Here is a 15,612-nt window from a genome sequence, read left to right as displayed (position 1 = left end):
CTCAATCGGACGCGCCTCGAGGCATGCCCCTCGACCTGTCAACGAGGGTTCGATTTGACAGCTGGGAGGCCGTCGCGGGCCCATACCATTGCAGTAAGACGTTGCAGGAGGTGTTGTCGGACACCGAACCGGTTCGTCGCTACGGCGTAGGCGTACTGCATCCGGCGCACGTCGCTGACTCCCCGCTCCAGGTAGTCGTCCCGGGCCTTGAGAAGACGAGCGGCGAGGTACCGCCGGACGCGGGGGGCGGTCCTAGCGAAGACTCCGGATCGGTCGCCGCTGACGGCGACGATCTTGACTTGAGCTTGGCGAACAGTTGGGAGCAAAGCACCGTCGGCGTGTCCTTCCGCGCCGATCTGCCTGCGGGCTCAGGATTGCGCGTGGTCGCTTCCTTCGGTGCTTACGCTCCGATTGAAGTCGTCGTCGGGGACGCGACACCACGTTGGTGGGTCCGACGACCCGTCAAGGCTGTGGGTTACTTCAGCGCGGCGGGGCTGACAGAGCACCAGGGGCGTCGCATCATCGCCCCAGATGTGTGGACGGTCGAAGGCGTTGACCCGTCCACGCTCGAACTTCGAGCGTTCAGTCGCTTGATCGACGGCCAACGACTAATTACTTTGACAGTCACCAACCGCAGCTCGGGACGGGGAAGCGCTCACTGCCTATTTCAGGCCGGCTTGACAGTTCTGGCGGAGCAAGGGGCTGCCATCCTGCCCTACCGCGAGCGTCGTGGGAACCGGGTGGTCGATCGTGAAGAACAGTCAATCGCTCTGCTCTACCGGCGGCATCAGACCTTCGGCATCGGCCATGGCTGTGCGGCTGACTGGGAACGGGAGCCGGGTGACGCGGTGACCGAACTACGGGGCGTTTGCCTTCCCCAGTACGAAGCACCGAGCGTGACGCCCGACATACGTGCCAGGGATAACTCCGTCCTCAAGGTCGACATGCGCCTGCTAGCCGGGGACGACGATACTGCAGCTGCCGACCAGGTAGAAGAACTGCTCGCTTCATATGAAGAATGGATCGCGCGCCGTCGAGAAGAGCGCGTCAACCTCCCCCAGGAGTTGCAGCCCGCAGCCGATGACCACCTGCAACAATGTGACCTTGCCCTGAACCGCATGCGTGACGGGTGGAGTCTAGTTCGGACAGACCCACTGATACGCAAGGCTTTCCGCCTTGCCAACGCTGCCATGCTGGCCCAGCAAGCCAGGTCCTCGGCCGAGCTCCGACGAACGTCGGTCGATGCGAACGGGCTAATCAAGGTCGAGGGACTTCCACCGGACGGGTCGCTGTCGCCGGACCGCGGCTTCTGGCGGCCGTTCCAGATCGCCTTTTTCCTAGCGGCTCTCAAATCCACTGCGCTAGGGGACGACGCCGAGCGCAAAACCATAGAGTTGATCTTCTTTCCCACTGGCGGAGGCAAGACCGAGGCGTATCTAGGGCTCGCTGCGTTTTCCATGCTCCTCCGTAGGCTGCGCGCGACCGGCGGTCCGGACTTAGGACCGCAGCCATCCAGCGCCATCACTGGAGGAGCGGGCACCGACGTCCTCATGCGCTACACACTGCGGCTCCTGACAGCACAGCAATTCCTCAGGGCGGCATCGTTGATCTGCGCGCTTGAACAACTGCGTCAGGATGACCAAAACCTCGGTACCGCGGAGTTCAGCGTTGGCATCTGGCTCGGTGGAGACACGACGCCGAATACGCACAAACAAGCGGTCGAGACTTGGAACGCTTTGGCTCGTGATCCCGCTAATGCTTCGAACAAATTTCTCCTTCTGCAATGCCCATGGTGCGCGGCGACAATGGGCCCCACCCAGGAGCAGCAGCAACACCGGCGCGGGCGCGGGCGCGGGCAACAGCCGACCGTACCCGGATACATCAAGCAGCGCGACGTCGTCCGCCTGGCGTGTCCGGACCGCAAGTGTGCGTTTGCCCGCGGGCTGCCTCTGTACGTTGTAGACGAAGATATCTACGCCAAACGACCGACGCTTGTGATCGGCACTGTCGACAAGTTTGCAATGCTCGCCTGGCGCGACAAGGCTCGAGCAATTTTCGGTATCAACGGCAACGGCGATCGAGAACTAGCACCACCAAACTTGATCATTCAGGATGAGTTTCACCTCATTTCAGGGCCGCTGGGCTCCATGGTCGGGCTCTATGAGGGCGTTATCGAAGACCTTTGCACGGATCATCGGCAGAGCGAACCGACCCTGCCCAAAATCGTCGCGTCAACCGCCACGATCCGTCGTTACGAAGAACAAGCACTTGCTGTCTACGGCCGCCAAACCGTGCGCCTGTTTCCCCCACAGGGACTTGACGTCCAAGACGCGTTCTTTGCGGTATGGGCAAGGCATCCGGCCACCGGCGAATTGTTACCGGGACGGCGGTATGTCGGAGTCCATGCCCCTTCGCTCGGGTCGACCCAGTCCGTGCAAGTGCGGGTCGGGGCGTCGCTACTTCAGGCGCCGCTTCTCCTAGCTTCAGCAGAAGAGCAAGATCCCTGGTGGACCAATCTCTGGTTTTTCAACAGCCTTCGTGAATTGGGAAACACCCTGTCGCTGATGCAGTCGGATATCCCCGACTACATCGTCGGGGTCCGGCTACGCGACAAACTGACTGCGGTCCGCTTTCCAGGTTCGCCGCTTGAGCTCACCAGTCGCCGCCGGGACGATGAGATCCCGCGTGCCATCCAACAACTCGAACGGAAACGTGTGCCCACCACTGGCCGCGACAAGGATGCTCGAGGCGCCGTGAGCGTCTGCCTCGCATCAAGCATCGTTGAGGTGGGCGTCGACATCGAACGGCTCTCTTTGATGACAATTGTCGGACAACCAAAGACGACGGCACAGTATATTCAGGTATCTGGACGGGTAGGCCGCCGTTGGTGGGAACGGCCTGGGCTTGTCGTTACATTGTATGGTGCTGCGAAGCCGAGAGACCGGAGCCACTACGAGCGTTTCCGCAGTTATCACGAGAAGCTGTATGCACAAGTCGAACCGACGAGCGTCACACCGTTCGCCAAGCCGGTCATGCAACGCGCACTCCGGGCCGCGTTGGTCGCCTACGTGCGCATGTACGGTCCAGAGGGGAGCAAGCCTTGGCCGTACCCCCAGGAACTCGCTGAGAGAGGGAGTGCCCTCCTGCTCGCCAGATTGCGCCGCGTCGATGCCAGCGAGATGGGGGCCGCGACCGAGCTACTGGCACTCGCGGCCCGTGAATGGCAGCACTGGGGCAGGGCGGAGTGGGACGGGAACTACCTGACCGGGGATCCCCTGAACGGTCTCATGCGCTTCCCCGGTACCGCAGAACCACCCACTCCGTCATGGGAGATCCCCACTTCGATGCGAAACGTGGACGCGGAGTGCCGCACAAGCGTGACTGTGGCTTACCACGAGGACCGCGCGCTGGAGGTCTCGGAGTGACCACCGGGGGTATCCGTCGAGCACAGCTGATCTCACCTTTTGGCGTCGGATCTATGCATGTCCTCGTCGGTGGATCTTCGGTCGTGACGGCCGGTCTTGACCACTGGTTTGACGGCGAGAACGTCGATTTGCACGACTACAGGATCGACGAATGGCGTCTCGAAAAGCGGCTGGGGGTGCGTCATTTCCGCCTGCCGCCCGACTATCGGACGTCGAGTGGCCGCGGCCTGCAGGAACCCAACCTGAGGTTGACCGTGCCCGGACTTCGTTTTCCAAGGTGGAGTTTTTGCCCATACTGCAAGCGGCTGCATGAGCACCCGTTGGCTCTGCAGGGCCGTGCCCGCTGCGCTGACCCCAAGCACGAAGGCAAGGGAAATCAAGGGCCCGTACTCGCGCAGGTGCCGTTCGTTATCGCCTGCGAGGAAGGACACCTAGCAGACTTCCCCTGGCGAGAATGGGTGCACCGCTCGTTGCGCCCGAGCTGCCGGGGTGTCATGCGTCTCACGTCAGGTGGTGGCGGATCGCTGTCGGGCCAGCGCGTGTCCTGTGATGGCTGCAAGGCGTCACGTCCCCTAACAGGTATCACCAACACCGCCCGTGATTCCTCCGGCGAAAGTTCCACCATCCTCACGCAGTCTCTCGCCGGAGGTGAAGAAACCTATGACTGCGCAGGATGGAAGCCTTGGCTTGGTGACCACAGCGAGCCTTGTGGTCGGCCACTGAGAGCAACGCTACGCGGCGCCTCGAACGTCTATTTCCCGCTCGTTGAAAGCTCGATCTATCTGCCGCAGAAGCAAACAGCACCTGAAGATCTCATGCAGATCCTTCGAAAGCCGCAGTTCTCGATGCTGGGTGTACTCCGCGAAGTGGGTGAACTGACACCGGCGGCCGTGCGGAAGACGGACGCCTTCGGCCTACTCGAGCGCTACGAAGACGACGAGATTCAGGCAGCGGTCGATGATCTATTCGTGCCAGTCTCAGATCAGGATTTCTCACTCGATGACACCTCGCAAACTGAATGGCGCCGCCCAGAATACGCGTTGTTGCGGGACGCAATAGTTGACAACGACCTCACTGTCACCGCACCGACAAGTGACTTCGACCCGATCCTCGCAGAGGCATTTTCTCGCGTGCGACTCATCGAGACGTTGCGAGAAACCCGAGCGCTCTGGGGTTTTACGCGCCTCAACTCTGGAGGCCTAAAGCTGCGGGAGGGCAAGGCGCGACTGTGGAGAAATATGCCATCAGTCGCGACCGAGTGGCTCCCGGCATACGAGGTTCGCGGGGAAGGCATCTACCTAGAACTAGACGAGAGTCGCCTCGCCGCCTGGGAGGCCCGCCCCGAAGTGCTTGAGCGCGCGAGTCTGATTTCCCGTCGCTACGGAGCGGTTGTTGCAGCGCGAGGCTTGGCGGAACGCGAGCTGGGTCCCCGTCTCGTGTTGATGCACACAATCGCACACTTGCTCATAAATCAATTGATCTTCGAGTGCGGATACAGTTCCGCCTCCCTTCGGGAACGGCTTTACGTCGCCGGAGCTCCGAGCCCCATGGCGGGTGTGTTGATATATACTGCCGCTGGCGACTCGGAGGGGACCATGGGCGGACTCGTCAGGATGGGCCAACCAGGCAACTTGGAACGCGTGTGGGATGCAGCTATCGCTGCGGCGGAGTGGTGCTCAACTGATCCCATCTGCATGGAAGCCGGTGAGGGCGGCCAGGGCCCCGATTCTTGTAACTTGGCGGCATGCCACGCCTGTGCACTTCTGCCCGAAACCAGCTGCGAAGAGTTCAATCGCTTCCTGGATCGGGGCCTTGTCATCGGTTCGCTGCAGAATCCGAGTGTGGGGTACTTTTCGGCATCCTCGGCTCCCTAGCCAATAGCCAGCCTCCCGTCTCAGCTTGCGTAGCAGTCTTGTAACTGCCACACAGGTCAGTGGGCGGGGTCGATCAATCCGCCAGGTCAGAGCTAGGGATGATGATGACGATCTCCCGACTCGATGGGCCTCAACCGCCCAGTCTCGCCTGCAGGGTGGCGCGCTTACAACCCGAGCGCTGGCGCGCCGAGAGCTGCGGGCCGCAGGACCACCCCTCAGCGTGACGGTTTGCCGAGCCGCCGTGCCACAATGTCGGCGATGACGTCCGCTACCTCTACGGGGGGTTGGTGTTCCCATACGCGGACGACAGCCCAACCGGCCTCCGCGAGTTGTGCATCCGTGTCGGCGTCGCGCTCACGGTTCCTCGCCATCTTCCCAGACCAGTAATTCGGGTTCGCCTGGGTTTCCTTGCGACCGTGTTCAGGGCAGCCGTGCCAGAAGCAACCGTCGATGAACACTGCCACCTTAGCCGGGCCGAAAACGATGTCGGCTCGGCGTCGCAACCCCTTTAGGGGTGGCCGATCAACGCGGTACCGCAGACCCCGGGCGTGGAGAATGCGGCGCACAGCCAACTCCGGCGCTGTGTCGCGGGTGCGTTGCAGCTGCATACGGTTGCGGACACCAGACGTCGATGCATACGAAGTCGTCTCGGAGTCCACCCGCCTGGTGCGCTTGCTCGACCGTGGCCGCCCGCTCATCGTTCGCTCGTGCAGAACATCCGGTGTCGAAAGGCACCTTCCGCGGTCGCTCCACGATGCACACCTGGCGCCGCTTGGTCGTCCGGGGCCGCAACGGTCATGCGGTCACCCATGTGGGCAACCTGAAGCATTGGCCACTGCTCAGCTGATCTTCGAGCGAAGACGATTTGTGGCAAACGCCGCATGGCGGGCGTGGTCCTCCTGTCCGCGGAAAGCATGCCAGTCGCCTATGCGATAAACGGGTACGCCCCCGCGCTCACTCACTTCGATATCGAAGTCATGACTCAGAAACTTGATTCGGCGAACGATCTCGTCGTCGGCGAGGGCGCGTCCGAGAGCGTTGCGGAGACCCGCGAGCGACATAAAGCCGCCGTGATTCCGCATCGCTCGGTACACCTCGTCTTGATACTGGCCGCCGTCGGTTTCATCGTCGGATCGGAGTGATTCCTTGCGCAGCGCGGCTGCGATCGCCAGCCCGACGGCGCGCGCCACCGGCGGGGGAAAAGCGTTGCCGATCTGACGGTAGATGGCCGTCTTGCGGCCCTTGGGGTCTCCGAAGTCCCACTCGTACCCAGGGCCGGACCAGCCCTGTATCCGTGCGACCATCTCGTTCGTCAACTTGGGGATGAAGTCCTCGGGTAAGTCACGGCTGGGTGCAGCATCGGCGATGCCCAGTCCGTCTACCCCCATCGAGCGCCACGCGCGCTTCGCCCGGGTCGGGCCGAGGTCAGGGCCGCCGTGCTTCTTAGAGCCACCCACGATGGTGGGGGCAACCCGGTCGGCCTTCCTCGCCCATGCCTCAACGCCCATCCAACCGTTCGCACCCATAAGGTCGTACAGCGCCGCGCCGACCGTTTGAACGGTAGGGGTGGGCATGGGCCAGGAGAAGTACGGCGCGAACTCCTCTCGCAGCGCGACCAGGATGAAGCGAGGGCGCAGCTGTGGGACTCCGAAGTCCTTGGCTTCCAGCAATCTCCAGTCTGCGTGGTATCCCAGCTCGCCGAGCCGATCGAGGACGGCCTGCCGGTAGCCTGCGAAGCGTGGCATGGACAGACCACGAACGTTCTCGAGAAGCACGGCGTCCGGCATCATCTGGCCCGCTGCCTCGACAGCCCAAGCGAACAAGTCCCGTTCGTCGGATGACCCCAGCTGCTTGCCGGCGACGGAGAACGGCGGGCAAGGAACCCCGCCCGCCAGCAACGAGACGCCTCGGTGGTCCTGCGGACTCCAAATTGAATCGTCCGCGACGTCCCCGACCGCGACCACCGGCTGCGGGCGGCCCTCTTCGGAGGCAAGGCGGGAAAGGTTGCGCTCGAGGGTCGTCGCTGCGTCGCGGTCCAGTTCCACAGCGAGCGTGTGGCGGAAGCCTGCGAGGTGGAGACCCAGACTCTGGCCGCCGGCACCGGCGCAGATCTCAACCGCTGTCAGCTCGGCAGTGTGCGTGTTGCTGTCCATGATGCGACCATTCTGGCAGGGACCGCCGACATGGCTGGGACGCGCACCGGTGCCCACCCACGATGTCGGCAGTCACCGGCCCGCGGCACGTTCCCCGTACCAAGAAGTGCCGAACGGTTGGCGGGTCTCGGCCGTGGCCGCCCTCAGCGCCAGACGCGAGGGACCGAGCGCGACGGGCCCCTCCTCGCCCGCCTCCGCGGGGCACACGTAGCCGGCCACGTACTCCGTCCTGCGCGGCACGGGGAGGCCGAGGTCCCGTGCCGCCGCGCGCTGCCAGTCGTACGCCCCGCCCAGGATGACGATGCCCTCGGCGGCTAAGGGATCCCGGGACCCGCTTTGTCCACCTCGGATTCGCCTAGTCACGTCGAGCTGCGCCGCGACGGTCGCCACGGCTGCGCGGCCCACGACCTGCCCCACGGTTCGACGGAACAATTCGGACACGCGGCTGGTCCCTCCCCGGGCCGCAAAGACGGCGGCCACGTCCGCCTCTGGCATGTGCAGCAGGGTGTTCGGGGGGAGGTCGGCGTCCCTCTGCAACCATTTGATCGCCGACCTGCCGAGAACGGAGAGCGTGCGCTTAGCGTCCCGGTTTCGGCCAACATTCAGGAGGTCTTCCGATGCTCGCACGACACCAACCGAGAACCGCGACGTCTGGTCACTGGCCGTAATCACCATGCACAGCTCCCCGATGGCCTCGGGTGGTAACATCCACCCTCCGGAACTCTGGCTGTACTTAGCGTCGACGTCGTGGCCCGCAATGCAGTAGTCCAGCTTGGCCCCGTCGGCATACTTGAACTCGCGCTGAAGGTTGATCTCAACCAGGGTTCCAAAATGGGTCTTCTCAGTCTTGAACAACTGGTCCCAGCGGTAACGGCGGGTTCGCACACCGTCGTAGATCTGGTCGTACGTATCACGCAGAACCTGTCCCGTGGCCCCACCAGTCGGGTCTAGCCGCGCCATCTCGATCACGATGCTGTCCCGCGCGCGGTCGGGGGGGAGCTGGAAGTGGAGGTCAAGGGTCACACCCGGACAATATCTGAGGCGCGCTGAGCTGCCTCCGGTGCCCGTGTCGTTCGAGCGATGGCAGGCCTACCTGCCCCTACCCCTCTCCTGTGTGTCGGTCCGCATGCCGGAAGTCAACTCCGCCGTCCCCGCACGTCGAGCAATGGAGCACCCCGATCTTTGGCAATGCCGATGTGAAGATCCATGCGTCACAGGCACCGCACTGCCACACCGTGCAGTTCCCACGCAGGAAGCGGAGCAACTCCCAGGCCCCCTCGGCATCGAAACAGTCGATAACCTGAGGTTCCGGCTGGCAAGCATCAGCGAGCCATGCATCGAGCCCATGCCGACTGACTGTGAAGTCCTCGCCGAGGACGTACACGTACTGATCTACTTGTTGGGTGACAATTACACGGCCATCTCCGGTGACGTAAAGGTTCAGGGAGGCAGCCCTGGCGCCGCCCGCCGCCTCCAACACTGCCTTGCTTGCCTGCATCGCATCCGTCACCCGCGCCATCCTATCCGTGCTTGGAGCCGCGGTTCGTTCGTCCTTGCCACAGTCATCGAATCTGCTACTGTCGCGGCGCAACCGAGCGATGGTGCCTTACGTGTTGTTACCGCCGCCTCTGCGACTCGCCTAGGACGCGCCTGAGGCTTGCCTGCTGCGTAAGCGGCGGGATCTACTTCGAATCCACGCGATCTTCAAGAACGCACCATCCTGGCTGACAACGTGTCGTCACCGGCTAACATCCGGCTCACCTGGTGCTGTGTCGCCGGCACGTGAAAACTGACCCCTGGACGGCAGGGCGGGTTCCACTCAACGTCGCAACACCGGCGGACTTTCGGAGGCTAGCAGCGCGGTGAAGAGTTGGTGCGGCGTACGGTCGTCCAGGATCATCCGGGGGCGGTTGTTCAGCTCGTTCTCGACAGCGAGCAGATGCTCGAGAGTGTGGATGCCGAGGTCGGTCCCCTTGGGGAAGTAGTCACGCAGCAGCCCGTTGGTGTTCTCGTTCGACCCGCGCTGCCAGGGTGAGTGGGAGTCGCAGAAGTAGACCAAGGTGCCGAGGGTCCGGGTGATGGACAGGTGTCTGGCCATCTCGGTGCCCTGGTCCCAGGTGATCGAGCGTCGCAGGTATGGCGGGAGGTCACCCAGGCGGGCCGTCAGCGCCTGGTGCAGGGCTTCACCGTCGCGGCAGGGCAGGTGCAGCAGCCGCAGCAGCCGGGTCTGCCGTTCGACCAGGGTGCCGATCGCGGACCGCTGGTCGCGGCCGATGATGAGGTCGCCCTCCCAGTGCCCCGGCTCGGTCCGGTCTGTGGGCTGGAAGGGTCGCTGGTGCACCGTCAGCATGGGCTGCTCGAACCGGGGCCGCCGGCGCTCGACACGCTGCTGCGCGCGCCGGTGCTCCCGCCCGGTCCGCAGCGGTGAACGGCGGTGCGGCGCCAGCGGTGAGGGCCGCATGAGCGTGGACCCGGGCTGGTAGAGGGCCTGGTAGATGCTCTCGTGGCACAGCTGCATGCCGGGGTCGTCGGGGAACTCCGCCCGCAGGTGCCTGCTGACCTGCTGCGGGCTCCACCGCTGAGCCAGCAGTTCGCCCACCACTCGTCGCAGCTCGGTGTTGGTCTCCACCCGCCGAGGATGATGACGGCCGCGTCGAGCGGTCGCGGCCCGGTGCGCCTCGAACGGACGGGTACCCCTGCGTGCCGGCGTTGCGGCGCAACTCCCTGGAGATCGTCGACTTCGCCCGGCCCACCCGGGCCGCGATCGCCGTGACGGTCAGGCCGGCCTGGTGAAGATCCGCGATCGCGATCCGCTCGCCCTGCGACAGGTAGCGGGTGCTGATCTGCCGCACCGCCAGCCGCTCCAGCGGCGGCACGAAGCCGACGACCTCACCGCGGCGGTAGACCTTCGTCCCGCGTGCCCAGTTGTTGCCGGCGCTGCGCGATACCCCGACCTCGCGGGCCGCGGCCGAGATGCTCCACCCCCTCTCCCGCAGCTGCACGAACCGAGCACGCTTGGCCGACAACGGGCGCCGTCCCGGCCCCTTCTTCACACGTCGCGACAACGACCTCACACTCCCGGACTCTAGGGAAGCGTTGCGACAGTGCCTGGAAACCACCCTGCCGCCAAGGGGTCAGATTTCACCCGCCGTTGACATGCTGGACGCTCGAGCGAAGCCAGCTCTTGCCCTCGTCCTTCCCGGGTTGGGGAATAGTGCGGGTATCAGTATCCGAAAATGTGCACGCTCAACACGTCGACAGCTGTGCGCGGGGTTGTGAAGAATGCCCCCATACGTCGCACAACTTTGGGGAATGGTCGTTCCCGGACCGCTCCGTTCTCGTTGAAGAGCTCGTTGGGGACGACAAGGAAAAGGTGGTTGGCGTTGATGGCGATGTGGGCTTTCCACAAGTCCTTCAGATCGTGATTGTTGGCCGTGGTGCCGCCTCTCTCGACCTCTGCGATCACCCCCGTTGTCGGCGACAACGGGTAGTAGAAGTCCGGACGCGCTCGTGTTACCAAACCCTCGTCGGGGGTCAAGACGACTTCTGGCGCGAATCCCAGTTCCGCTTCGAGCAGGCTTCCCACCCGGCCTTGTATCGCCTTGGATTGGGCCCCATGAATATGGAGCCGCGCGATGACACCCTCATCGGCCTGTAAGTGATCCATGAGACGCTCAGCTAGAGCGTCGACCCGCTCGAGTTCTGCCCGCTCGAGAGCGCCGTCGGGCATACGTGCGTGCCGACGGTACTGGATCACCTGCGCAGCTTGGCAGCTGCGCGGGCTAGAAGCTAGTCCGGCAGAACACGCCGAGCGAGTTTGCTGCGGCTGGCCAACCGTGGGCCCCGCGCCCCACGTGTCGACGGGCAAGCCATCAGCCGCTGAACAGCACATGGTTCCGGGGTTCTCCCGAGGGCTTCGACACCGTGTTTCAAGGGTTCCCAGACCGGTGCCCAACTTTGTCAACGGGCCCACACACAACGTCTACGTCGGATGGCCGCTGCAGGCCTTCGTGCGGTCCGGGCATTGCCGGTTAGGTTCCTTCAGGGCCAGTCTCAATACATCCGGTTTCGGTAGTTCCACGACGCCTCGACCGCGCGGCGCCCCAAGATGGCCTGCGTTGGTCGCGGCCCTCATCGAGCGGGACCCGGTGCCTCGCGTAAGGCACCCTCATGGGGCGCGTAACGCTCTGCTCGTCGCTGGCCGGCTCGCAGCCTCCCGCCGTCACGGTCTGGCGTCGGCATGCCGAGAACAGAGGTCGGCGTGCTCAGGCGCCTGATCAATCGGGTCTGGTGTCTGGCTCCGCCGGGATCTCTGCTGGGAAGACCCGTCGGGCTCGGCTCTGTGGATGGGGTGCCGTGGACGGCGCGCCAGACGGCGAGATCGCCGAGGAGCTGGCTGTCCACGTGCGGTGGCAGTGCTCGCTGCCAGGGCGCCCGGTCGGACGCACCAGCCTGCCGGGCTTCGTGGGCGACGCGCTCGGCCAGATGCTCGACCCGACGGGTGAGCCGGTCGAGGTAGTCGCTCGTGCCCGTGTCCTGCCGGAGCGCCGGCGGGATGTCGGGGAGCCAGGGCAGGGGTGCGTCTCCGTGGGACGGTGGGGTGGTGCCGGCGATGCGCCAGGTGAGGGCGGCGGCGGGGTCGTCGGCCTCGGTGAGGGACTGGGTGCCGCGGTACCAGGTCGCCTCCTCGAGCACCTTCTGTGGTGATGTGCCGTCGACCCAGCGCAGCGCGAGCTGGCCGCGCAGGTGCGGGTAGGCCGGCTGCTCGGTGAGGCCGGGGATCCATCGCTCGAGGGCGTCGTCCAGCGCGGCCATGCGCTCGTGTCCGAGGTGGTTCTGGGCCAGGACCGGTAGGGCGTCCTGGTAGGCCAGCACCGCTTGGCGCAGCAGCTGAGCCGCGTCACCGCGCTCGACGGTGGTGGCCGAGTGGGCGCGGCCGTCGCGGGCGAGGATGTCGGTGAGCACCTGCCGCGAATCGACGACCGTGTCCTGCACCTCGGGTCCGACACCGTCCAGCGAGGGGGTTGGTGTGGCGAGGTAGACGTGGTTGGCCTGCCGGCCGCGGGAGAGGGCGACGTAGAGCGCCTGGCGGGTCTCTGCCCCGGTGAGGACGGTGTGGGTGGTGTCGACGGTCGCGCCCTGGGCGGCGTGGATGGTGCTGGCGTACCCCAGCTGCACGTGCTCAGCCGCGTACCCGGCCGGCAGCGTGACGTGAGGTCGCTTGCTCCCGCTACCGTCGCGGTGGCGCTCGACAGAGAGGCTTCCGTCGGGATGAACCTCCAGGACGTGCCATCGATCGCCGTTCTTGACCCACGACCCATCCCCAGCACGCAGGGTGCGGTCGTTGCGGTGGGTGATCACGGTGTCCCCGGCACTGGCGCGGGTGCCGTCGCCCAGGGTCACCTCGCGCCCGGGCGGCTGCCCGATGGTGTCGAGGCGGTCGGTCCGGGCGCGCTGGTTCAGCTCGCGCACGGCGTCCCGGGTCGCGGCCAGCAGCAGGCTGGACAGCCCGGCCTGCTGGTCGGCTGCCCAGGCGGCGTACGCCGCATCGACCACGTCCCCGGTGTCACCGGTGTGGACGCGGTCGTGGTCGAGGTAGTGCTCCAGGGCGGCGGGGTCGCCGTCGCGGATCGCGAGGGTGGCGGCGCCTTCGGCGGGGTCGGTGAACCGGTGCAGCTCGGTCAGCGTGGCGGTGGTGCCGTGCGCGTAGCCCTGCTCAGCCAGGCCACCGAAGATCCCGCCTGCCGCCACGGCGGCCAGCTGCTGGTCGTCCCCGACCAGCCGCACGCTGCCACCGGCGTCGACGACGTGGCGGACCGCGGCCGCGAGGTTCCGGGTGCCGGCCATCCCGGCCTCGTCGATCAGCACCAACGTCCCCGGTCCCACGCGGCAGTTCGGGCCTCCCGCCTGGTTCGGGGCGGCGAGGCCGGCTCCGGTGGTGGTCTGGTGGAGGTACTTGGCGAGGGTGTCGGCGTGGATGCCGGTGGCGCGGCCGAGCTCGTCGGCGGCGACCGCGGTGGGGGCCAGGCCGAGGACGGTGCCTCCGGAGGTCTCCCACGCGCGGGCGAGCACCCGCAGCGCGGCGGTCTTGCCCGCCCCGGCCGGGGCAAGGGCGACCTGCATCCGGCACCCGCTCGTGGCGAGGTTGCGGACCATCGCGGTCTGCGAACGGTCCAGACCCGGCCCGTCCGCAGACTGGGCCGCCAGCACATCCTCCACGACGACTGGGTCTGCCTGGCGGCCGTCCCGACGCAGTCCTAGGGCGAGGAGCTCGTGCTCGGCGGCCAGGATCGCGTTTGAGGTGTAGGTCTGGCTGCCGTGCACGACGTGGGCGGACTGTCCGTCCGGGCGGCGCAGCACCTCCGGTTCGCCCAGCTCCAGCGGGACGCCGACCGGGACCGAGAAACGGTGCATGACCCAGCGTTCGACCTCACGCGCGTGTTCCTCGAGCCGGGCCAGGGGCACCTGGGCGGTGCGGAGCTGGCGCAGCGTCTCGGCGCGCACGTGCCAGACCTGCCACGTCGCCCGCGACCCCTCCAGCACCTTCACGACGCGGGCGGCGAGGAGCTGGGGGCGTGCGCCCCCACCCCTGAGCGTAGGTATGCGTCCCTGGAGCGTCTCCACCTCGTGACCTGCGACGATCCCCACTTCTCTGCTGGGCTCCCGGGGGCGTCTCCACCCCGCCCCCACCGCACTCGCGACTATCTCCTCCGGGTTGCGTCCCGCGGGGGCGAGCACGGCGGTGGCCTGCGCCCGCCAGGTCTGGCGTTGCTCGGCCTCGGAGCGGGGGTCGTGCTTGTCCGGGGGGGTCTCCAGGTTCGCCTGCTGCGCCAGCGCCAGCGCCTCGATCGTGGTGGGGTTGCGGCCGTGGTCGGCCCGGAAGGTGGCGGCGAGCTCGCGCTGCCGGGTCTCGATCGCCTGCCGCCGCGACGACCAGGTGGCCAGGAGGGCGGGGTCGATGCCGTCGATCTCCCGCACCGCCCGCTTGCCCTCCGGTGAGGGACGCTCGCTGAAGCGGACGCCGAGCCGGTCGACGAGGCCGGCTTCGAGGTGGGTGTTGTAGTGCTCGGAGGCCATGACCTTGGCCTTGAAGAGCATCCGCCCGTCCAGGGTCAACCACCGCCCGCACTCCCCGGGCAGGGACTGCACCTTGTTCGAGACGACGACGTGGGTGTGCAGGTCCGGGTCGCCGGTGCGCGAGTCACGGTGGTCGAACGCGGCCGCGATGAGCCCGACCACCGGGACCTGGCGGATGCCACCCTTGCCCACCCTCGTGTAGGCGACCTCACGCTCCAGCATCGCCAGGGTCGCGCGGACCGCGTCCTGGTGCGCAGCCTCCACCTGTCGCGCGATCTCCGGGGAGGCGAGGGCCCACAGCGCCGAGACCGACTTCACCGGCGAGAACGTCAGGTCGAACCCCGCCACCGGCACCTGCGCCGGCCGCGACGCCCTCGCCACGAACATCGTCAGCTCGGCCTCGTCCACCGGCGCGCGGCCGTGCCGCTGCACGAACGCGCCCCGTGCCACCTGGGTGCGGATCTCCGTCCGCTCCTCTAGGGGGATGGGGGCGTTCCACACCAGGCCCCGCGACGTGTTGTGCTCGCTGAACGCCCGCGCCGTCACCTGCCGCAGCGTCGTGGCGTCGAAGGTCGAGAACGCCCGCCCCAACGCACCCCACCCCTTCACGGCCGCCTGCGGCTCCTCGGAGCGGGGGTGGCGGCCCTGGCCGAACAGCAGCCGCATCTGCTCCTCGGTGACGACGTCCCCCGCGGCCAGGTCGAGCCCGGCGAGGCCGGTGCCCAGCCAACGGCCGGGCGCCTCGCCCTTCTCCTCGTAGTACGACGCGAGCCCGACCTGCCGCTTCTCGGTGGCGTCGTGGGCAGCGACCTGCTTCGTCAGGTACGTGTACCCGCTGCCGGCGGCGAGCTTGTGCAACGTCATCACGTATACCAAAGGCGGCCGAACGAGCCTCAGGGTTTCACGAGTTTCGCCGAGTGCACTAGGTGTGTCCTCGATCTGCTGCTGCTGGGCGTCGGTCGGTCGCGGAGCTGCTCAGAAAAAAGTTGAAGAAAATGAGTCCCGGAGGGTGGTCTCGGCCGCTTTAGGGGGTAGGCGGGTTCGTCGTCGGGTGGTTATCCACAGGGACGGTCGGGTGCCTGC

The 15,612-nt window shown here is 66.2% G+C and carries 7 protein-coding genes and 1 pseudogene; 2 read left to right on the top strand and 6 right to left on the bottom strand.

Going from position 1 to position 15,612, the window contains the following annotated elements:
- The first annotated feature begins 110 nt into the window (after positions 1 to 110).
- The gene (locus DV701_RS12300; protein WP_228255012.1) at positions 111 to 3,425 is read left to right on the top strand and encodes a helicase-related protein; all 3,315 of its coding nucleotides are present in this window, start codon (positions 111 to 113) and stop codon (positions 3,423 to 3,425) included.
- Complete coding sequence (locus DV701_RS12295) at positions 3,365 to 5,299, top strand: DUF1998 domain-containing protein (protein WP_324616629.1); 1,935 nt, start codon at positions 3,365 to 3,367, stop codon at positions 5,297 to 5,299. The genes DV701_RS12300 and DV701_RS12295 overlap by 61 nt, the downstream gene beginning before the upstream one ends.
- A gap of 215 nt (positions 5,300 to 5,514) precedes the next feature.
- Here DV701_RS12295 and DV701_RS12290 read toward each other — a convergent pair whose 3' ends face one another.
- From DV701_RS12290 to mobF, 6 genes and pseudogenes are all read right to left on the bottom strand, one after another.
- Entirely contained in the window at positions 5,515 to 5,997 is a 483-nt protein-coding gene (locus DV701_RS12290; RefSeq protein WP_267874116.1) for a very short patch repair endonuclease, read from the bottom strand.
- 141 nt (positions 5,998 to 6,138) lie between these two features.
- On the bottom strand, positions 6,139 to 7,452 hold the full coding sequence (locus tag DV701_RS12285; RefSeq protein ID WP_114928616.1) for a DNA cytosine methyltransferase: 1,314 nt from the start codon (positions 7,450 to 7,452) through the stop codon (positions 6,139 to 6,141).
- Positions 7,453 to 7,524: 72 nt separating this feature from the next.
- On the bottom strand, positions 7,525 to 8,475 hold the full coding sequence (locus tag DV701_RS12280) for a NaeI family type II restriction endonuclease (RefSeq protein ID WP_114928614.1): 951 nt from the start codon (positions 8,473 to 8,475) through the stop codon (positions 7,525 to 7,527).
- 796 nt (positions 8,476 to 9,271) lie between these two features.
- Positions 9,272 to 10,505, bottom strand: a pseudogene (locus tag DV701_RS12270) (IS30 family transposase).
- Between the two features lie 170 nt (positions 10,506 to 10,675).
- Positions 10,676 to 11,209 (bottom strand): hypothetical protein, encoded by a 534-nt coding sequence (locus tag DV701_RS12260; RefSeq protein WP_228255011.1) that lies wholly within the window; start codon positions 11,207 to 11,209, stop codon positions 10,676 to 10,678.
- A 374-nt stretch (positions 11,210 to 11,583) separates the two neighbouring features.
- Positions 11,584 to 15,393 carry a MobF family relaxase gene (gene mobF, locus DV701_RS12255; RefSeq protein WP_114928608.1) on the bottom strand — a complete coding sequence of 1,270 codons (3,810 nt, stop codon included), beginning with the start codon at positions 15,391 to 15,393 and terminating at the stop codon, positions 11,584 to 11,586.
- Positions 15,394 to 15,612 lie beyond the last annotated feature (219 nt).

It is taken from the genome of Ornithinimicrobium avium, assembly GCF_003351765.1.
Taxonomy (GTDB): Bacteria; Actinomycetota; Actinomycetes; order Actinomycetales; family Dermatophilaceae; genus Ornithinicoccus; species Ornithinicoccus avius.
The sequence above is the reverse complement of the archived record's forward strand: the minus strand, read 5'-3'. Positions and strand labels throughout refer to the sequence as shown.

Bases quoted from the DNA above. Each gene is read 5' to 3' on its own strand.
- DV701_RS12285 (WP_114928616.1), bottom strand. From the start codon at position 7,452: ATGGACAGCAACACGCACACTGCCGAGCTGACAGCGGTTGAGATCTGC.
- mobF (WP_114928608.1), bottom strand. From the start codon at position 15,393: ATGACGTTGCACAAGCTCGCCGCCGGCAGCGGGTACACGTACCTGACG.
- DV701_RS12290 (WP_267874116.1), bottom strand. From the start codon at position 5,997: ATGAGCGGGCGGCCACGGTCGAGCAAGCGCACCAGGCGGGTGGACTCC.